This is a genomic window from Zunongwangia sp. SCSIO 43204, assembly GCF_019904275.1.
Lineage (GTDB): Bacteria > Bacteroidota > Bacteroidia > Flavobacteriales > Flavobacteriaceae > Zunongwangia > Zunongwangia mangrovi.
The window spans coordinates 4,154,616-4,175,981 of the sequence record NZ_CP063204.1 but is presented as its reverse complement, the minus strand read 5'-3'; the positions used below and the strand labels follow the sequence as shown (position 1 = coordinate 4,175,981).

The following is a 21,366-nucleotide window of genomic DNA, read 5'->3' as shown; positions in this document are numbered from 1 at the left end:
TATAATATTCAATTGATGAAAAAAAACTTTCAATCTTTCTTTTTCCTACTTACGCTGCATTTGTTCTTTATTTCCTGCCAACAGGAAAATAATGATAAAAAAAAAGGAACTACAGAGGAAAAGACTAAGCTCACATCGATAAGCATTGAAGATGAGGTAGTTTTTCAGACTATCGACAATTTTGGAGCATCTGATGCTTGGAGCATGCAGCATATCGGGAATTGGCCAACTCATAAAAAACAAAAAATAGCACAGCTCCTTTTTAGTCAGGAGTTGGATAAAAATAATAATCCATTAGGAATCGGTCTTTCCTTATGGAGATTTAACCTAGGGGCAGGAAGTGCACAACAGGGAGCTGATAGTGGTATAGCCGATGAGTGGAGAAGAGCAGATTCTTTTTTACAATTGGATGGAACCTATTCCTGGCAACGCCAATCTGGACAAGTGTGGTTTGCAAAGGCAGCCAAAGCTTACGAAGTAGATCAATTGCTGGTATTTCTAAATAGTCCCCATGTAAATTTCACGAGAAATAATAAGGCATTTAGTGCAAGTGGTGATCAATCTAACTTAGCAGTAGTTAACTATAAAAAGTTCGCAGACTATCTAAGCCATAGTATAAAAGGTATGGAAAATTTAGGTCTTAGCGTAGATATTATAAGTCCTTTTAATGAACCGCAATGGGATTGGGCTGATGGGGGGCAGGAAGGCACTCCTTTCTGGAATGAAGAAATAGCCGAGATTACAAGACTAATTAATAAGAGTTTTATTCAAAATAATATTGAAACAAAAATTGATCTTCCGGAAACTGCACAGCTTAACTATTTAGTGGAAGACGATAATAAATCCGGAAGAGGTACCCAACTTGACTATTTCTTTAACGAAAATTCAGCGGGCTATATTGGTGATCTGGAGCATTTAGGCAAGGTGATATCTGGACATAGTTATTTTACCACTTCTCCTACATCTAAATTAGTTGGAGAACGAAAGAAACTGAATCAGGCTCTGAAAGATTTTAAGAATTTAAAATTCTGGATGTCTGAGTATTGTATTCTTGGTGATAATAATGGAGAAATTGAAGGAAACAGTAAAGATTTGAGTATTGAGCCCGCGCTCTATATGGCCAAAGTGATACATCATGATTTAAGTATTGCTAATGCTTCGGCCTGGCACTGGTGGACGGCAGTATCGGTTTATGACTATAAAGATGGATTAATTTATGCTGATAAGAATAAAAAAGACGGCAATTTTGAAGAGAGTAAGATGCTATGGGCCCTAGGAAATTATAGTCGTTTTATTAGGCCTGGAGCCAAACGTATTCAAATAAATACAGAAGAGCAACTACCTGAAGAAATTTTAATTTCAGGTTTTCGTTCTCCGGACAATCAGGAAAATGTCTTAGTCATTATAAACCCCTTGAATAGAAAGATCCAAGTTCAATTTAAAAATAATGAAAAGCTCCTGACACCCAGATCATCCTATGTGACTTCCAGTGCTAAAAACTTAGCATCGGTAGAATATGGTACTAAAATCTCATTGACCGAAAAATCTATTACCACTTTAATCTTTTCAAAATAATATGACAACATCTTTTTCAAAAAGGCTTTTGAATTGGCAAAAGATTCTTCTTTTGTTTGTGATAAGCTTTCCGTTGGCGATAAGTGCTCAAGAAAATAATAAGCTACTGTTTAATGACTCCTGGCAATTCCATATGGGAGAGTTAACGAATAAAAGTGATGCAAACTGGAAAAATGTATCAATTCCACATGATTGGAGTATTCAAAGCGATTTCGATTCGCGGTGGGCCAGTGGAACGGGTTTTCTCCCTGGTGGGATAGCCTATTATAAGAAAAGCTTTGATGTTCAGAATTATTCTCCAAATAAAAAATATAGTATATACTTCGATGGTGTTTATAAAAATAGTGAAGTTTGGATAAACGGTCATTTTTTAGGTAAAAGGCCTAATGGATTCATTCCTTTTCAGTATGATCTAACGCCCTATTTGAAAGAAAAAGAAAATGAAATACTTGTAAAGTGTGATCATACGGATTATGCAGACAGTAGGTATTATACCGGTTCTGGGATATTTAGGAATGTTTATTTAATTCAACAAAATCCAATTCATTTTTCTCAATGGGGTGTATTTGTAACAACCCCCAAAATTGAAAAGGATGAGGCGGAAATCAATATTCAGTTAGAAATTGAAAATTTAACTGATCAGGTATCAGGCTCAGATATCATTACCAGTATAAGAAATGACAAAGGCGAAAAAGTAGCTACCGGCACTTTCAGTTTACAATTATATCCAAATAGGGAAAATTATATCGAATTGCATTTAAAAATCGATAACCCTGAATTGTGGGAACCAAATGCCCCTAATCTTTACGATCTAGATGTACGTATAGAGGTAGACGGAAAATTGATGGAGCTATGGAGCGATAAAATAGGAATAAGAGATTTTAAGTTTGATGCTAACAAAGGCTTCTTTTTAAATGGAAAGAATATGCTTATCAAAGGGGTTTGTATCCATCATGATGCGGGAGCATTAGGAGCTGCAGTTCCTAAAAAAGTTTGGAAAGAACGATTAAAAACTCTTAAAGAACTTGGTGCAAATGCTATTAGAATGAGCCATTATCCGCATCAGGATTATCTTTATGATCTGGCTGATGAAATGGGTTTTCTGGTTCAGGACGAAGCTTTCGATGAATGGGAGTTTGGCAAAAATAAATGGATTGAAGGTTGGAATGTAGGAACCCCTGGTAAAGACGGCTCTCATAAAGATTTTGAGAAATGGGGCGCCATAGATGTAGAAGATATGGTTAGGCGAAACAGGAATCATCCTTCTATCATCATGTGGAGTATAGGCAACGAAATTGATTACCCCAATGACCCTTATACCCATCCTATTTTGGATGAAGGTCGAAATCCACAAATCTATGGTAAAGGACATATGCCTGATCATCCCCCGGTAGATCAACTAGGTAAGATTGCAAATGAGCTTAGTATGGCTGCTAAAAAATTTGATACCACGAGGCCAATTACTGCAGCTCTCGCCGGAGTAACGATGTCTAACTTCACGGCCTATCCTGAAATTCTGGATATTGTGGGATATAATTATCAGGAATTTAGATATGACGAAGATCATGCAAAATATCCGAATAGAATTATTTACGGAAGTGAAAATGGGGATGCACTTAGTGCCTGGAATGCTGTAAAAGACAATGATTTTATTGCTTCTCAATTTCTATGGACGGCATTTGATTTCATTGGAGAAGCCGGAAAGTGGCCTTATAGAAGTAGTGGCGCCGGAATCATTGATCTTGCAGGAAAACCAAAACCGGACTTTTATTTTAGAAAAAGTTTATGGAGTGATGCTCCTTTAGTTTTTATTGGAATTGCGGATAATGAAGAGGATGTGACAAAGCGTCGTCATATTTCCACTACCTGGAGTGGCGCTGAAAATCATCTAAAATATGTAAGCGCATACACTAATGCTGATACGGTTGAACTTTTCTTAAATAATAAATCACTAGGAAAGAAGAAAGGAGAATACGATGGAAATATGATATTCTGGAAGGTTCCTTTTAAAAGCGGAGAGTTATTACTTAAAGGTTATAACAAGCAGGGAAAGGAAGTTGCTACACATAAACTAAGAACACCAGAATCAATAACAGACTTTAAACTCATTTATAACAAGGAAAATGTTGATAATATCCTTATTGTAGATATTGAATTGATAGATAAAAACGGATCTCTCATCATTAATGATGATCGCTCGGTGACTTTTAAAGTACCTACAGGTATAAAAGTGCTGGGATTAGAAAGCGGAGACTTAAAAAGTCATGAAGACTACCAAAGCAATCAACGAATTACTTATCAGGGAAAATTGCGAGCATATCTTAAGCTTTCAGAAAGCATTCAACAGAAGGATGTTTCAATAACTGTTAAGGTACAAGGAATGGATGAAAAAAAAATTAGCCTATAATAAATAGAAATTTGAAGTTATGAAAAAGACTTTTTTTAGCCTTCTTAGTTTGCTGTTTTTTACCGCATCATACGCACAGCAAAACGAGTGGGAAGACCCAACTACAATAGACCGTAATAAGCTTGAAGGGCACAGTGATTTTGTATTGTACACTTCAGCAAAAAAAGCATTACAAAACGATCCAACAGCATCCAATCTTTACCAAAGTCTTAATGGTACCTGGAAGTTTAATGTGGTGCAACATCCCAGCGAGCGTCCAAAAGATTTTTATTCAGAATCTTTAAACGACAGTAATTGGGATGATATTAAAGTACCTTCCAATTGGGAATTAGAAGGTTTCGATCTTCCAATTTATACCAATGTTACCTATCCGCATCCTAAAAATCCTCCATATATCGGATTTCCTTCCGAAGAAAAAACAGAAAGTGGAGAAAACATCAATAAAAACGCTAAAGATGGCGATGAAGAAATTTACAATCCGGTAGGTTCTTACCGCAGAACATTTAGCGTTCCAGAAGCTTGGGAAGATCATGAAATTATCCTTCGTTTTGGTTCCATTTCGGGGTATGCAAGAATCTTTGTAAATGGAGAAGAAGCAGGAATGACCAAAGCTTCTAAAACTCCGGCTGAATTTGATATCACCAATTTACTGACAGAAGGCGACAATCTTTTGGCCGTGCAGATCTTTAGATGGCACGATGGTAGTTATTTAGAAGATCAGGATTTTTGGCGCTTAAGTGGTTTAGAACGTGATGTGTATTTACAGGCGGTTCCTAAAACAACGATCTGGGATTATTTTGTGACCAGTGGTTTAAGCGAGGATTATCAGGATGGAGAACTAAACGTGAATGTACAGCTGAAGGAATTTGATAAAGGAAGCATCAAAAAACCAAAAGTGAAATTTGCTTTAATGGATCCTTCTGGAAAAGAAGTATATACAGAAACTAAAGCTTTAGATAAAAATGCAACGGAAGTAAGCTTCAGCAAAACGCTTGCTGAGGTTGAACAATGGAGCAATGAATTTCCAAATTTGTACAAATACAGCATTAGTCTGTTAGACAAAAAAGATAACGAGATTGCCGCTATTGCGGGAAGAACTGGTTTCCGTGAAGTGGAGATCAAAAATGCACAATTAATGGTAAATGGAGAACCAATTACTGTTAATGGTGTGAACTTACATGAACATCATCCCGATAAAGGGCACACGCCAGATCGTGAAATGATGCGTAAGGATATCGAGGTGATGCAAAAGAATAATATCAATGCGATACGTATGAGTCATTATCCTCACGATTCTTATATCTACGAACTTGCCGATGAATACGGAATGTACGTGGTCGATGAAGCTAATATCGAAACTCATGCGATGGGCGCCGAATGGCAGGGGAATTTCGATAAATCAAAGCACCCGGCCTATCTCGAAGATTGGGCACCTGCACATTTAGATCGTATTAAAAGAATGGTAGAATTCCACAAAAATCATCCTTCGATCATTGTATGGTCTTTAGGAAACGAAAGTGGAAACGGACCTGTTTTTTACGATGCTTACGATTGGATCAAAGAACGTGATACTACACGTAAAGTTCAGTTTGAGCAGGCGGGTGAGAATCGCAATACAGATATCGTTTGCCCTATGTATCCTGGCATGAATTACATGAAAGAATATGCAGAGGATGATACCAAAGAACGTCCCTTTATCATGTGTGAATATTCTCATGCAATGGGAAATAGTAACGGAAACTTCCAGGAATACTGGGATATTATTGGACTTGCAACAAAAAACTGGACAAATAGTTGAATGACTACGCTGCTAGTTTAAGGTTATACATGTCTAATTCAAATTCTCTTATAGTTCTATTTCCTAAAAAGGAATGTCTTCTTCTATTATTATACCAAGTTTCTATCCATCCAAAGATGGATAACTCCGCTTCAGATCTCAACTTATAATTGTGCCTATAAACCCATTCTACCTTTAATGATTTAAAGAACGATTCAGCAATGGCATTATCCCAGCAATTACCTTTTCTGCTCATAGATTGGTTTACTAAGCCATTGTAACTTTTAATTAATGAGGTAAACTTATGGCTGGCATATTGTATACCTCGGTCGGAATGAAAAATTAAAGACTGGGTTAAAGTAGTTTTCTTTATAGCCATATGCCAAGCCTTAATAATAGTGTCTTCTGTACTTAGATTATCGCTTAGAGCCCATCCAACAACTTTGCGGTTAAACAAATCAATAATGACAGTAAGGTATAACCAGCCCTGTTTGGTTTTGATATAGGTTATATCGCTTACCCAAACTTGATCCTGTCGGCTTACTTCAAAGTTTTGGTTTAATAAATTAGGAGCTATGGGGTAATTATGTTGACTATATGTGGTTGCTTTAAACTTACGTTTTCGTTTTGCAAACAAATAATTAGCACTCATAATACGTGCAACTCTAGGCTTTGATATTTTATAGCCTAATGTCTCTAGTTCTGTTTTTATTCTAGGTGAACCATAGCTTTGAAAGCTATCTTTAAATATAGATTTAATAAGCCCAGTTACCTTTTGATTTTCTAACCATAATTTACTTGGTCCCGATTGTAACCAATGGTAATAGCCACTTTTGCTTACTTTCAATATTTTACACATCGTCTCGACAGGAAATCTCATAAGGTGTTGTTTTATAAACCTGTATTTTTCTTGTCGCTCGCGGAGAAGATGCTGATGGCCTTTTTTAAGATGTCTCGTTCTAACTCGGCTTCTTTTAATGCCTTTTTTAATCGGGCTATCTCTTTTTCTTCATCGGTCATTTTAGGATTACCACGGCCAGGGAAACTGTTGTTACCGTAATCTTTTAACTCTCTACGCCAACGGTAAAGTACAGATGGAAATATATCCAAGTCTTCACATACTTGTTTTACATTGCCTTTAGCATAACTTAACTCGACTGCTTTTTGTTTAAATTCTAAGGTGTAATGTTTAGATTTTCTTCTCATAATTGCTAAGGTAATAACTAGCAAAAATATTCTCTCAACTTAGTGTCCGGTCTAATGTAGTAATTCCATATCGATAATAGTGATCATATGCAAGGTGGTTTTATCTGGGATTGGGTAGACCAGGGACTGCGTGCCGAAACTGAAGACGGTAAAGAATTTTGGGCTTATGGTGGCGATCTAGGCGCCGGCCATCTGCAAAACGATCAAAACTTTAATGCTAACGGATTGGTAAGTGCAGATCGTAAGGTACACCCGGCTTTAAAAGAAGTAAAAAAAGTATATCAAAACATCAAATTTGAGCTTGATGGAACTTCTATTGTAGTCACCAATAAATTCGATTTTACGAATCTTGAAGATTTCGATTTTAAATGGGAATTACTTGGCGATGGTGAAGTTGTAAAAACCGGAAAATTCACCGTAGATGTAGCGCCAAACGCAACTAAATCCGTTAGTATTTCGTTGCCAGAATTGGGTGACAAAGAATATTTTTTAAGCGTTTATGGCTATACTAAAAAAGCCAAGGCGATGGTTCCTGCCAATCACGAAATTGCCAGAGCACAATTTAAAGTAGGAGAAAATACATTTTTTGCTACTGCTGAAGGGGAAACTTCAGGAAAACTTAAGGTGAAAAAGCAAGGAAATGAACTTCAGTTTTCAAATGACATGATCGAAGGTGTTTTTAATACGGAAACCGGAAGTTTTGAAGCTTATCATTTAAAAGGAGCTGAAGCATCACCAATTTCGGTATTTCCACAGCCTTATTTTTGGAGAGCGCCAACCGATAATGATTTTGGAAACGGCATGCCACAACGCTTAAAAGCATGGAAAGAGGCGACCAATAATGCTGAAGTGACTAATGTGGATGTTGCTAAAAAATCGAAAGAAGGTCAGTTAATTACCGTAACGTATCAGCTTGCTGGTGTAGACGTGCCTTATACCGTGGAATATCTTATAGAAAATAACGGGAATATTAAAGTCACTGCTACTTTAGATAGTGAAAAAGACCTGCCTGAACTTCCACGTTTTGGAATGCGAATGATCCTTCCGGGGGACTATGAAAACCTTGAATATTATGGTCGTGGTCCCTGGGAAAATTATTCCGATAGAAATACTTCAGCCTTTATGGGAATCTATGAAGATAAAGTAGAAAACCAGTTTGTGTGGGAATATATCCGTCCGCAGGAAGCCGGTTATAAAACCGATGCACGATGGATTCAGCTTGAAAATAAAATGGGTGGTGGCTTAAAGATTGTTGGTGAGCAGCCATTAGGATTTAGTGCATTAAATGTTGCTACGGAAGATTTAGATCCGGGAGAAAATAAAGCACAACGTCACCCAACCGATATTCCTATTCAGGATAAGGTATTTTTACATGTAGATTTTAAACAACGTGGTCTTGGTGGTGATGATTCCTGGGGACGTTACCCGCATAGACAATATCGTTTAGAAGACAATAAATACAGCTATTCGTACACTATTTCTTTGCTGAAATAGAATGTCGAAATTGTATAATCTAAGAACAGATTTTTTCAAAAAGATTTTAATCAAAATTTCAATAAAATGACATACATCTTTAAAAAATCAATTGGAGCACTTCTATTGATTTTAGTGTCTTTATTAATGAGTTGTTCTGAAAAAAATAAAAATGACATTGTTTTACAAGATCCGCTTATCAATGGTGATTTTGCTGATCCATCGATCGTAGAACACAATGGTAAATATTATATCTACGCCACGATAGATCCCTGGGGAGCTGAGGAACTTGGAGTTTTAGAATCAGATGACTTCGTGCATTGGGAGCAAAAGCATATTAACTGGCCAACAAAAGAACTTTGTACCAGTGAAACTTCTAATTCAAGTAATGTTTGGGCACCTTCAGTAATTGAAGGGAAAGATGGTAAGTTTTATATGTATGTGTCTGTAGGAAGTGAAGTTTGGGCTGGTGTAAGTGAACATCCTTTAGGCCCCTGGAAGAATGCTAAAAGTGATAATTCGCCACTTATCAAAGGCAACATGTTTCCTGAATATCATATGATCGATGCTGAAGTTTTTATAGACGATGATAAACAAGTGTATTTATATTGGGGATCTGGTCTAGATTGGGTAAACGGGCATTGTTTTGTGGTTCCGTTAAAAGACGATATGATTTCTTTTGATGAAGCCGAAATAAAAGATATTACCCCACCAAATTATTTTGAAGCACCATTTATGGTTAAAAAAGGCGGAACTTATTTTTTAATGTATTCAGATGGGAAATGCACTACAGAAACCTATAAAGTGAGATACGCTAAGGCTAATAATCCATTTGGACCATTTTCTGAAGGTGAAAATAGTCCGGTTTTAACAACTTCTAAAGATAGATCAACTTTAGGGCCAGGCCATCATAGCATATTTACTGAAGGCGGTCAGGATTATATTTTATACCATCGCATAACCAATAATAGTGATCAATTGTATAGAGAGTTGGCTATTGATAGTCTTAATTTTTCGAAAGGTGAAATAGAAGTGGTGAAACCTTTAAAAACAATGATGCATTTAAATGAGAATTAATTTTAATACGTTGATAGCATTATTTTAAATTTATTGATACTATTTCGAAGCAAAATAGTTTACTATCTTTACCAAGACGAATCAAATGAATTCAATTTTAAAGTTCACAGATCGTCAACATGAAAAATAGACACTAGTATTTATAGGGCTTCCCAGACATCGGTGAATCCTGCCGAGGTCACTTTTAAAGAAGACGAATGATAAAAAACCCTGCAAGTTGCAGGGTTTTTTATTTTGAGTATTCTAATAATAATTAGATTCAATTTTAAGTATTTATAGCTAATAATATTCGCTAAATTTAGCTAGATACTTTAACGATGATCTTTCCTAGTTGTTGATTAGACTCCATGTATTTATGGGCTTCTACAATATCTTCAAAATCAAATGTCTTATCGATAGTCGGAGTAAGTTTTCCTTTTTCTAAGGCCTCGAATATAAATTGTTTTGCAGGTTTTAGTTCTTCAGGATTTGTTGTGATATCCATTAAAATATAACCCTGTAATGTTAACCTTTTTTGAAGCATCTGTCCAAACGGAAATTTTGCTGATTCACTAGATAAAGAGCCGTATTCAATAATTCGGCCAAGAGGTGCAGCGGCCTTAGTCAATGTTTCGATAATAGGTCCACTAATTGGATCGAAAATAATGTTTGCACCTTTTTCGTTAGTGATTTCCATTACACGATCTACAAGGTCTTCCTCCTCAGTAACGATCACGTGGTCTGCACCGGCGTTTAATAATTGTTGTTTTTTAGTTCGTTTTCTAGTCGTTGCGATAGCAATTCCACCTTTTAGTTTGGTGATTTCAATGGCTGCAAAGCCTACGCTACTACTCGCCGCGGTTATAAGTACCGCATCATCTTTTTTGATCTTTCCATTTGTAACGATTCCACCGTAGGCCGTGATAAATGGCATCCATATTGCTGTGGCTTCTTCGCTTGTCAGGTTTTTGGGATAATTGCTCACGGCATGCTCTGGCACGATTGCGGTTTCTCCATAAACACCGTAATCATTCATCGAAAATGAAGGAATGGTGCTTACCTTATCTCCAATTTCTACAGAAGTTACTTTATTACCAACGGCTTCTACGACACCGCTGGCTTCATAGCCAATTAGCGATGGAAAATTGGGAGTTTCTAAATATGCTCCACTTCTAAAAGCGACTTCTGCACGGTTTAAACCTATTGCGTCCACTTTTATACGAACTTCATTTTCTGAAGGTTCTGGTAGATCTACTTCTTCAATTTTTAAAACTTCAGCTGTGCCGGTTTCGTAAAATTTTACAATCCTTGTTCTTTTCTTCTCAATATTCATAACTCAATTTTTTTTTTAATCTCAGAAATTATAAACTTCAGAACAAATAGTTTCACATATATAACATAACCTTTAGAAGTCGTTTAGAGTTTGGTAGTAGCGTTTCAAGCTAAGCGTATGTTTTTACCTCATAAATTATAATATAGTTTACAAACTTTGTAATACAATTAACCCTGCAATTTTCATTAAGCTCCAATTTGTAGTTAGCTTTGGAAAGATGAGATTTTAAAAAGTTTTTAAACTTAGAAAAGCTTCTCTTATTTTTTAATAAACCAACATCTTAGGTAAAGTATGAACTATGGAGAAAATCTTAATATTAGGAGCCTCGGGAGCATTAGGAGAATATATCTTAAAAGAGTGTTATTCCAGAAATTTGAAAATCCGTGTCCTCACACATTCTAAAGAAGGCCATCAGAAAGTACGCTCATATACCGATGATATTTGGTGTGCAAATGCCCAGGAAGATCTTACGAAGATAAAGGGGATTACAAAAGGTGTAGATTATGTAATTTCTGCCTTAGGAAAATCTGTAAGTCTTTTTAGTCCAGGGCCAAACTCATTTTTCGAAATAGATTATAAGGCTAATGTGAATATACTTCAAGAGGCAAAGGAAAATGGTGTAAAGCGATTTTTTTACATATCTATGAAAGGAGCTGAAGAAGCTTCAGAATATACTATACCCGGCATTCATAAACTTATGGAAGATGCACTAAAGGAGTCTGGTATAAATTATAGTATAGTTAGGCCTGTTGGATTTTATTCGGGTTTGAATGATCTCGTAATTATGGCTAAGCGTAAGGTAATTCCCTTAATTGGTGATGGTGATGCCAGAACAAATAGTATTTTTCATGGGGATCTTGCTAATTATATTATGACTGAATTCCTAAATCTACCTGAACTGAAAGAAGTAGGCGGTCCTCAAATTCATACCCGTATGGAAATGGCTAAGATGATCCAGAAAAAAATTGGAGGTGAAATTATTAAAATTCCAAAATCCATAGCTAAGCATGGAAGCAAATTGCCTAAGCTACTTCAATTAGATGAAATTAGTGATAAGCTAGCCTATTTTCGATATATCATGAGCCACGATATGATTGCTGAAGAGCATGGCAAAATGAGTTTTGAAACCTATTTGGATCAAATAGATACTGAAGACATCAAATAATTTTAGGTATGGGGCAAGATAAGATTGAAGAAAAGTATGATGCAGTAATTGTGGGTAGTGGCGCTAACGGAATTTCTGCAGCGATTCATTTACAACAAAAGGGGCTAAAAACACTTATTCTGGAGAAGAATTCTGATCCTGGCGGAGCAACCAGAAGTGGGCAGTTAACGCTGCCGGGATATGTTCATGATATAGGATCTGCAGTCTTGCCCATGTCCTATAGTTCGCCTTTTTTTCAAACACTTCCTCTAGAAAAATATGGGTTGGAATGGATATTTCCAGAAATTGCTTTTGCGCAAACTTTAGAAAATGGAGAAGCGGTAGGTTGTTATCGGGATATTTCTAAAACAGCTGCTAATCTGGGAAAGGATAAAGAAGCTTATGAAGATTTAATGAATCCTTTAGTATCAAATTGGGCAAAAATTGATGAAGATATTTTATCGCCTTTTGGCATACCTTCACATCCTCTTCAGTTTTTAAAATTTGGGATTAAGGCTATTCTTCCGGCAAAAACCCTAGTAAATCATTATTTTAAGGAAGATAAAGCGAAATCTTTATTTTATGGTGCCGCGGCACATTCAACTTTACCACTTACAAATTTAGCTTCCTCGTCATTTGGATTGGTATTAAGCATCATGGCGCATATTAATGGCTGGCCTTTTCCCAAGCATGGAGCTTCAGCAATAATTAAAGCATTGTTAGCTTATTATGAAGATCTCGGCGGAAAAATTCACTGTAATTATACTGTAAAAGATGCAAAGAATATTCCCAATTCTAAGATTCAGTTATTCGATTTAACTCCAAGACAGTTGTTGAAAATAGAAGGCCTAAACTTAGGCAACACCTATCAAAAAAGACTTTCTAAATTTACTTATGGATCTGGAGTTTTTAAAATTGACTGGGCCTTAAACCATCCTATACCTTTTAATAGTGCTATATGTAGGCGAGCAGGGACAGTTCATATTGGTTATGGAAGTGAAGAAATAGAGCATTCTGAAGCCTTATCTGCTAAAGGAAAAATTGCTGAACATCCATATATTCTACTTGTTCAACCCAGTATTTTTGACAGTAGCCGAGCGCCAGAGGAAAAACATACCGCCTGGGCATATTGCCATGTACCTAACGGAAGTACATTTGATTGTACTAAAATAATTGAAGATCAAATTGAAAAAGCAGCTCCAGGTTTTAAAAAAAGTATTCTGAAAAGATCTACTATGAATACAAGCGATTTAGAGGTTTTTAATCCAAATTTGGTTGGAGGAGATATTAATGGCGGAAGACAGGATATCACTCAATTATTCACAAGACCTATAGCAAAAATATCTCCGTATAAAACCTCCAACAATAATATTTATTTGTGTTCTTCTTCTACACCACCTGGAGGCGGAGTGCATGGTATGGCTGGGTTTAATGCCGCCAAACAAGCCTTTAAGGATCACTTTTAAATAAATAATGAATATTATTTTTCTTCCAATTTATATTTTCCATTACTCTTTGGTTTCTCTTAAACTCTGTTAGAGAAATGCGATTGTTTTGTTAAACGATGAATAACGATGCAAATGTGGCAATAAAGCACATTTGTACCTCTTAGATTTGATACCTTTTAAAAACCTAATCCATAACCAAAATATGATGAGTGAGGAAAAGAAAGAAACAGGAAAAAGTAAAGATCTTAAGGCCAACACTAAAGATGCATCGGGCAAAACGATGACCACTAACCAGGGAGTCAAGGTTAACGATACCAATAATTCTTTGAAAGCCGGGGAGCGTGGAGCATCATTGTTAGAAGATTTTATTTTAAGAGAAAAAATCACACATTTTGACCATGAGCGAATTCCAGAGCGTATCGTTCATGCCAGAGGAAGTGGTGCACATGGTGTGTTTGAATTATACGAAAGCCTCGAGGATTATACCAAGGCGGGTATATTTACCGATACTAATCGAAAAACGCCAGTATTTGTTCGATTTTCAACAGTAGCCGGGAATAAAGGATCTGCCGATCTAGCCAGAGATGTTCGTGGTTTTGCTACGAAATTTTATACCGAGGAAGGTATTTTCGATTTGGTTGGTAATAATATGCCTATCTTCTTTATTCAGGATGCCATGAAATTTCCGGATTTGATTCATGCAGTAAAACCAGAACCAGATCGTGATATTCCGCAGGCTGCCTCAGCCCACGATACCTTTTATGATTTTGTGTCTCATACTACTGAAACACTACATAATCATATATGGGTGATGAGCGATCGCGCCATTCCCAGAAGTTTTAGAATGATGGAAGGTTTTGGGATTCATACCTTTCGATTAGTAAATGCAGAAGGAAAGTCACATTTCGTGAAATTTCACTGGAAGCCTTTATTAGGGACGCATTCTATTACCTGGGATGAAGCGGTAAAAATTCACGGTGCAGATACCGATTTTCATCGTAGAGATTTGTGGGAAGCTATCGATGCCGGTCAATTTCCTGAATGGGAGTTAGGGCTACAAATTATTCCTGAAGAGGATGAGCACAAATTCGATTTTGATATTTTAGATCCTACCAAGCTTATTCCTGAAGAAATGGTTCCGGTACAGCGTGTTGGAAAAATGACATTAAATCGAAATCCTGATAATTTCTTTGCAGAAACAGAACAGGTGGCCTTTCATCCGGGACATGTGGTTCCTGGGATTGATTTTACCAACGATCCGCTATTACAAGGAAGATTGTTTAGCTATACCGATACGCAACTCTCACGTCTAGGAAGTCCTAATTTTCATGAAATCCCTATCAACCGTCCTATAAATGAAACCCATAATAATCAACGAGATGCCCATATGCGAATGACGGTGGACAAAGGCAAAACTGCCTATTTCCCAAATTCTATTGGCGGCGGATGCCCTCATCTGGCAAAAATGGCTCAGGGTGGATTTACTTCTTACGAAGAACGCATAGATGCCAAAAAGATTAGAGGTAGAAGTACCAGTTTTAGTGATCATTATTCGCAACCGGCATTGTTTTATCGTAGTCTTACCGATTGGGAACAACAACATGTAGCTGATGCCTATACATTTGAACTGGGAAAATGTACTTATGATCATATAAAAAAGCGTATGCTTTATGTGATCAACCAGATAGATAAAGATCTGGCTACCAAGGTTGCAAATGGTTTGGGGATGCAGGTTCCTAAAAATATTGATCAACCCGTGAATCAGGCTATTGGAGCAGATGCAAACGTAGAGGATCATCAGCCAGGACCTAAAAAAGAATATCTTGATCGATCAGAAGCATTAAGTTTAACGCATTTAAACTCAGGTAGTATCGCCACCAGAAAAATTGCTTTTCTAGTGGGAGATGGCTTTGATGGAGAACAGGTGATGAAAATGAAAAAAGCATTAACTGAAGAAAATGCGATGGTACATTTAGTGGCTACCCATGGCGGAACGGTTAAATGTGATCATGATAAAGACCACGAGGTTGACGCCGCATTGCTTACTACTGAGAGTGTTCTCTATGACGCGGTGTATGTTCCCGGAGGGAGTAAAAGTATAGAAGCATTACTAAACGCTCCAAAATCAATTAAGTTTATCAATGAAACTTTGAAGCACTGTAAAGCAGTAGCTGCCGAAAAGGGAGCCGCAGATCTATTGGATCAAACAGCTATTTCCATGTTTAAAGATGATAAAGCTATCTTAATTGGAAAAGATCCTGAAGATTTTATAGCACAAATTGCAGCACATCGTAACTGGGTACGTCAACCAGAGGCGATGAAGATTCCTGTATAAAGTTTAGTTTTTTAGTGCAATTGTGTTAGTAGAAAAGGCCGTATCATTGATACGGCCTTTGTATTAAATTATTATACTGGTAATTAATCTTCTTTCTGAATATCTTCCCACTGCCATCCATCGTTTTCAACAAGTTTTTGAAAGATCTTTCTTCCGCGGTTTTCGAAAGAAACTTCTTTATTAGCGTCGATAAAGTTATGCGATACTAAAACATTCGTTTTAATAGAAGAAATTAGATCATCTTTCTGTTTCTTAGTACCAGTAATTTGAGTGATTATCTTAAAATAATTATCGAAAGCAACTTTTAATGATCTAAGTTCGCTTTCTTTTGGTTTATGCTCTTCGTTTACTAAATGTTCTAATATTACTAAGCATTCGTGAATTTTAGAAAGTTCTAAAATAATATTGTAAGATCGATCGCTATTGTGAAAATAGTGAATTACGGGATAAGCTTTATGATTTTGTGTATGTTTAATTAGCGCTAAACTTAACTCTGAAGCATTGGCGGTTAAACCTTGGTAATGTTTACCATCGTAAGAGTTAATGATCATTTCCTGTGGATTACTGCCGTATCCGCTTATTTGAACCGCTAATTTCTGCTGCTCGATAACTGCTTGTAAAAGCGGAACAAAATAGGTAACAGACATTGTTAGAAGAACAAGACCGGTAAAAGAAAATATATTGGTGATTATACGCCAAAAATCTGTGCCTGGAATATATTCTCCACTTCCCAAAGTAGAAAGTGTATAGCCAGCAAAATATAATTTTTCGATTCCCTGTATCGGGGTTTTGTTAGAACTGCTTATTATACTAGCGGGATCTGAAACTAAAATTAGAGAAAGACTTGTCCATAATAATCCTACCCAAAAAATAATTATCCCGGTTAAGATCAAATATCCCGTTTTACCTAACAGTTTTGAATTTCCGTTTTTACCAGAAATGAGAAAACTTATTTTCCAGAGCAGTTTAGAAAAGTTGTTGGTTAAAAATCCACCACCTTCCATAGACAAGGTGGTTTTTAAAATATCGTTAACCGTTAAAATATATAGTATGGCTCCCAGGGCAAAAAATAGCATTCGTTCTAGTTTATTTTAAAGATAATGGAATTAATGTCTAGCCGAAATTTATTCAGGCGAAAAGCCATTCTTTTAAGTCTTATTTAGCAAATAAAGTGCAATAACATTCATCTTCTTTTAATTGAAATAATTTCTCTTCTGAGTTTTCATTTAATTCGAATATTATAAATTCTGTGGAAAAGCTAAAATTCTCGTTAACTACTGACTTAAAATGAGTTAATGCGTTATCTTCCGCAGATCTGTAAGCTTAATTTTGTAAAAAATAATCGAGAATGATAGAATTTTGGGACATACCTAAATTATTTGTAGCCTTTTTTATAATACTTCCTGTGGTTTCCTTAGTACACGAAATTGGCCATCTTTTGATAGCTAAGATTCTGGGCGCAAAACAGGTGAAAATAATTATAGGCTCTGGTAAAATACTTTTTAATACACGGTTTTTCGAAATAAGAAAATATTATTTCTACTATGGTTATTGTTACTTCGAAAATATTGAAGACAAAAGTAGATGGAGAAATTTGTTGATCTATTCTGGTGGGATTATCGCAAATATTCTTTCTAGTTTTGTGTTGATTTATTTAGTATCAAATCAGGTCATTGTAGAAACAATTTTTACCTATCAATTCCTATATTTTTCTTTGTATTATGTGTTTTTCGCTTTATTGCCTATGAGTTATCCTGACGGGAATTACAGCGACGGTAAAATTATTTATTATTTGCTGAAGAGAAATCATCAATTATTACAACAAAAGCAATTTCAACTTTATTATAACAAGGAAGAGAAAACCTGGATGCTATCTTCTGAAAATAAAGATGAAGCCGAATTTGATCATATCGATGATTATGATGAAGCATATCAGAAAGCTGTGACGCATGCAAGAGCCTCTAGACCCAGCAAGCTAGAAGTGATTAAGGAAAATACAAGTCATTTTGAAATTTTTCCTCGTAACCCAATTTAATAGTTATAAAAAAATCCCTGTTATTAACTAATTTCAATAACAGGGATTTATGATCAATTTATATTTCTCTCGCTCATTAACGAAGCAAGACTGCATCTTGAAACCTTTTAAGTTCAGCTATATTTTGCTTCAATTCATTATTAATAGATTCTAATTTGTACCTCTTCCTTTTTAGTTCGGGCTGTACTAGTTTAGCGCTTATGCCCTTTGCCAATTTGTTTTCAAGATACATCGCTTTATTCAATACATAGTTTCGGCCCTTTTTCTGCAAGAAGTGTAAACGATCGGCAAGTGCTTTTTCATCGGTTTTACGATGTATTATAGATCTGTTGAAGCTTTTATTTAAATCTTCAATGATTTGTAGCGCTTGGGTTTTATGATTTTCGAATAGTCTTTTAAAGATCATCCTCTTTGAGGCTTTTCTTGCTTCTTCAAAAAACAAAATATTTTCTTCAAGCTGATTATAGATCGAGTTTAAATTAATTTCGTTTTCTGATGCTTCAATTTTCTTCAGAATTAAAAACTCCGGGTAGGGTAGTTTTTGGAAATACTTTATGCAAATTTTTCCATTTCCTGGAATATTTTCGGTAACAAATTCACCATTTTCCGGATTAAAACTACCTTCCTCAGTTAAATAAACTCCAGAGATTATCGCTTCTTCCAGATCGTATATTTTATTTATTTCTTGTTCATTTAATTCGAATTTAGAATTTATCTTATGTAAGCAATCAGGTATACTTATTTCTTGACTGTTGCTTGGTTTTTTTCCGTTCTCATTTCTTTCTTTCATCATCATTCTGGTCTTTAAATTTTAATAATTTGATTTCTATTCGTGATCCCGATAAAATTTATTGATTTTATCAAAATACGCAGCTTTATTAACGCAAAAGAAGATAGTTTTAAAAAGCTGTTGTTTAGTTGGTTAAAGTGTTATAACTTGGTGAAACCAAACCAAATCTAACCTACCATGAAATTAATTAGCAGCTCTAAGCAGAAGCTCTTAATAGCTTTTCTTTTTTTAAGTTATGCTATTGCTATGGCTTCTACGATTCAAATCTTACCAGCGGTACTAACAATTCCGTTTTTCATTATTGGTTCTCTTTTGGTTTTAATATTATTTATTCGGTTTTTAATACGCCTTAGGTAACATTCTCAATTACGGAAGTTCCTTAAAAATCTCGTATTCAATTTCTTTAAAGCTACCGCCGTTACTGTCCTCTGCCGAGCAAGCTGTAAGTCCTACAATCAAATCCATTTTAGCTTCAAAAAGCACGTAATCATTGGGAGTATTAAAAGGTGGATCTACGCTTATTTTCCCATTTTTTTCAAATTGAACATTCATAAAAATATTGAAGGCCGTTGGAATGTCATCTGGCTCTATATCGAATTTCGCTAAATTGGTATATAAATTTTCGAAACAGCTAGGATGATATTCTTCATTTTTATACATAATTTTAAAGGTTTCGGGACTACAAGGCGCCAGTAAAAAGTCATTACGCCCATTGGTGTCTTCGACGATCTTCATCATTTTGTTGCTACGATTGCTCCAAAGGAAGTTGTCCTTACTAATTAGGATAGATTCTTCAAAATCTAAGGTTTTTCCGCTTGATATTTTTTCTCTTTTATCATTTTTATTAAAAAGAACCATGTCGCTTACCTGCTGTCCTTTAGGTCCGCTTACTTTTAAATATTCTCCTCGTTTTAAGATAAAACCTACTCCAGATTGTTTAGAAATCGTCTGCATAAAAAAAATTAATATTTAAAAGGGCATTCCCATTTTTCAGAAACCTTACGACCACTGTATTGCTTTGCTTCGCTATTAGAACCAAAATCCTCTAGCATGGGGTTTATATTTCCTTGTAGTTTCTTATCTCTTTTTCTAATAGTATTTCTTACTCGCTTATAAGTGCCCATTTCCCTTAATTTCTCAAATTGCCAGTGTAAATTAAAAGCAATAGCGGTAAACGGACTGCGACGTGCGAGTCTCGAACTGTTTGGATGTAAACCTACAATATAAAATGATCTCCCGGCAATACTAAAACTGAAATTCTGGTCGTCTGGATCATTACTTACTCTGCTATCCCAGTCGAAATTATCTATTTTATGAAGCTGATCTAATTGCATCCATAATTGCTTCTCGAAATCTAATTCGTTTAGCTGAGGTGTATCTGGAAAAACAGCTATAAAAGTTTCAAACTTGTTTGAGTCAAAATCGTATTCTTTTATATATGATTTTAGATCTTCGTATAATTTTGATGTTTCGCTAAGATTAGCCAGATTTTTATATGATTTTAGATGAACATTATCCATGCTAAAAACAGTTTTCGCCATAATACAGGGATGATTTTCTCCTGTAATAAATCGATCGAAATCTTTATAAATTTGGTCAATTTTATAGCTTTTGGTTAAATCTTCCTTCTTTTCTTCAGCAATCTTCAGCATAACTTAGTTTTTCTCAAATGTATTCTGAATCAATTGCGAGGAGAAATGGCTTAAGAACAGTTTAAATCAATATTTGGTACGGTTTAACATATAAAAAGTAATAGCGGCCGTATTTATAGTAAATACGTCATTTGTAACCTCTTTACTTTATGAATAAATCATATTTCTACTCATAGAGATTAAATAGCGATTTATACTTGTAAGTATATAGTAGGAGTAATTCCTGGATATTTTACTACAACCTGAATGAAGGCGCACAGAAGAATAATGGAAATTCTTTGAAGAGAAATGGCAATAACTATAATGTTTACTATTCATAAAAACTAAGCTAAATAAAAAAAGTCCTGCATTTTGCAGGACTTTTTTTATTCATTTTCAAGAATAAGCTCTACCAGAACGACAACAACGTAGTTGTCTTTGCGATTAATAGATAAGCTTACCGATTTTAGAACATAAGGACAATCTAAATGTCCAAGGATGTCATTTTTAATAATGTCATCTACAACAAGTTGATTTTCGAAATCTATTGGTGTCTTAATCTCGAAATTAAAAACTTTTAAATTGGGTATTTGTTTCAAAATGTAAAATTTAGGGCGCAAATTTAGTTCATTATTTCAATTCATTTAAAGTTTATTTTCAAATTAAATTTAAGAATTGGATAAATTATAAATCACTATGTAAGTTTATGAGATAAAAGAATCAATTTCATCGTTTAACAAACAAGCATTGAATTTACAGTTAAAAAAATCCTAAATTATTATTTTTAAATAACTTAATTAATTGGATTTAGCTAAATAATTTTAGTGTTTCTTTAACAAAATTAGCTGAAAATAATCACAGATTAATAATTCTAAATTGTGAGTTATGCTATAAGTTCTTATCTTTATGATACTTAGATCAAGATATTCGACCAAATTAGCTTGACAGTTTTGTTTCACGTTTAGTGTACGAGCAATTTCTCCCACGCTGTACCTGTGAAAATGACTTTCTGCCCTACCAGAAGCTGATAAGTAATTTTTAATTTTCTTTAAATATTATCTGAATGGTTGGAATATTTACTCAAAGATTAAATTCCTTTTTTACAAAATAAGATATATTCTAAAGGATCTAACCTCTAGATGTCTATATGTTTTAT

Annotated in this window: 16 protein-coding genes; 9 read left to right on the top strand and 7 right to left on the bottom strand. The window is 35.2% G+C overall.

The window, feature by feature from the left end; genetic code table 11:
* Positions 1–15: 15 nt before the first annotated feature.
* The 3 genes from INR75_RS18475 to INR75_RS18465 are packed head-to-tail and all read left to right on the top strand — an operon-like array spanning position 16 to position 5,780.
* Positions 16–1,575 carry a glycoside hydrolase gene (locus INR75_RS18475; RefSeq protein WP_223089975.1) on the top strand — a complete coding sequence of 520 codons (1,560 nt, stop codon included), beginning with the start codon at positions 16–18 and terminating at the stop codon, positions 1,573–1,575.
* 58 nt (positions 1,576–1,633) lie between these two features.
* Entirely contained in the window at positions 1,634–3,982 is a 2,349-nt protein-coding gene (locus INR75_RS18470; RefSeq protein WP_255584712.1) for a sugar-binding domain-containing protein, read from the top strand.
* 19 nt (positions 3,983–4,001) lie between these two features.
* Complete coding sequence (locus INR75_RS18465; protein ID WP_370629865.1) at positions 4,002–5,780, top strand: glycoside hydrolase family 2 TIM barrel-domain containing protein; 1,779 nt, start codon at positions 4,002–4,004, stop codon at positions 5,778–5,780.
* Positions 5,781–5,784: 4 nt separating this feature from the next.
* Here INR75_RS18465 and INR75_RS18460 read toward each other — a convergent pair.
* Positions 5,785–6,989 (bottom strand): IS3 family transposase gene (locus INR75_RS18460; protein WP_086026153.1). Its coding sequence is split into 2 segments (ribosomal slippage): positions 5,785–6,710 and positions 6,710–6,989, totalling 1,206 coding nucleotides; the frame shifts between segments, so codons are not numbered across the junction.
* A 63-nt stretch (positions 6,990–7,052) separates the two neighbouring features.
* Between INR75_RS18460 and INR75_RS18455 the strand changes: the two genes are divergently transcribed.
* Together INR75_RS18455 and INR75_RS18450 are read left to right on the top strand one after the other, a co-directional pair.
* Positions 7,053–8,459 carry a beta-galactosidase domain 4-containing protein gene (locus INR75_RS18455; RefSeq protein WP_255584588.1) on the top strand — a complete coding sequence of 469 codons (1,407 nt, stop codon included), beginning with the start codon at positions 7,053–7,055 and terminating at the stop codon, positions 8,457–8,459.
* Between the two features lie 66 nt (positions 8,460–8,525).
* Entirely contained in the window at positions 8,526–9,515 is a 990-nt protein-coding gene (locus INR75_RS18450; protein WP_223089973.1) for a family 43 glycosylhydrolase, read from the top strand.
* Positions 9,516–9,813: 298 nt separating this feature from the next.
* Here INR75_RS18450 and INR75_RS18445 read toward each other — a convergent pair whose 3' ends face one another.
* Positions 9,814–10,827 carry a zinc-dependent alcohol dehydrogenase family protein gene (locus INR75_RS18445; RefSeq protein WP_223089972.1) on the bottom strand — a complete coding sequence of 338 codons (1,014 nt, stop codon included), beginning with the start codon at positions 10,825–10,827 and terminating at the stop codon, positions 9,814–9,816.
* A 298-nt stretch (positions 10,828–11,125) separates the two neighbouring features.
* Between INR75_RS18445 and INR75_RS18440 the strand changes: the two genes are divergently transcribed.
* The 3 genes from INR75_RS18440 (at position 11,126) to INR75_RS18430 (ending at position 15,754) form a co-directional block, all read left to right on the top strand.
* Entirely contained in the window at positions 11,126–11,992 is an 867-nt protein-coding gene (locus tag INR75_RS18440; RefSeq protein WP_223089971.1) for an SDR family oxidoreductase, read from the top strand.
* Between the two features lie 8 nt (positions 11,993–12,000).
* Positions 12,001–13,437, top strand: coding sequence for an NAD(P)/FAD-dependent oxidoreductase (locus INR75_RS18435; RefSeq protein ID WP_223089970.1), 1,437 nt, complete (start codon positions 12,001–12,003; stop codon positions 13,435–13,437).
* Between the two features lie 184 nt (positions 13,438–13,621).
* The gene (locus INR75_RS18430) at positions 13,622–15,754 is read left to right on the top strand and encodes a catalase (protein ID WP_370629864.1); all 2,133 of its coding nucleotides are present in this window, start codon (positions 13,622–13,624) and stop codon (positions 15,752–15,754) included.
* A gap of 83 nt (positions 15,755–15,837) precedes the next feature.
* On the opposite strand, the gene INR75_RS18425 is transcribed toward INR75_RS18430, so the two are convergent.
* Complete coding sequence (locus INR75_RS18425) at positions 15,838–16,830, bottom strand: potassium channel family protein (protein WP_223089969.1); 993 nt, start codon at positions 16,828–16,830, stop codon at positions 15,838–15,840.
* A gap of 272 nt (positions 16,831–17,102) precedes the next feature.
* Here INR75_RS18425 and INR75_RS18420 point away from each other — a divergent pair, with 272 nt between their 5' ends.
* Positions 17,103–17,789: a site-2 protease family protein gene (locus tag INR75_RS18420; protein WP_223089968.1), complete on the top strand. Its 687-nt coding sequence runs from the start codon at positions 17,103–17,105 to the stop codon at positions 17,787–17,789.
* Positions 17,790–17,865: 76 nt separating this feature from the next.
* Here the strand turns inward: INR75_RS18420 and INR75_RS18415 are convergent, their stop codons facing one another.
* From INR75_RS18415 to INR75_RS18400, 4 genes are all read right to left on the bottom strand, one after another.
* Entirely contained in the window at positions 17,866–18,585 is a 720-nt protein-coding gene (locus tag INR75_RS18415) for a hypothetical protein (RefSeq protein WP_223089967.1), read from the bottom strand.
* Positions 18,586–18,945: 360 nt separating this feature from the next.
* The gene (locus tag INR75_RS18410) at positions 18,946–19,533 is read right to left on the bottom strand and encodes a DUF1989 domain-containing protein (RefSeq protein ID WP_092541593.1); all 588 of its coding nucleotides are present in this window, start codon (positions 19,531–19,533) and stop codon (positions 18,946–18,948) included.
* Between the two features lie 8 nt (positions 19,534–19,541).
* Entirely contained in the window at positions 19,542–20,231 is a 690-nt protein-coding gene (gene gntA / locus INR75_RS18405; protein ID WP_223089966.1) for a guanitoxin biosynthesis heme-dependent pre-guanitoxin N-hydroxylase GntA, read from the bottom strand.
* Positions 20,232–20,596: 365 nt separating this feature from the next.
* On the bottom strand, positions 20,597–20,809 hold the full coding sequence (locus INR75_RS18400) for a hypothetical protein (RefSeq protein WP_223089965.1): 213 nt from the start codon (positions 20,807–20,809) through the stop codon (positions 20,597–20,599).
* Between the last annotated feature and the right edge of the window lie 557 nt (positions 20,810–21,366).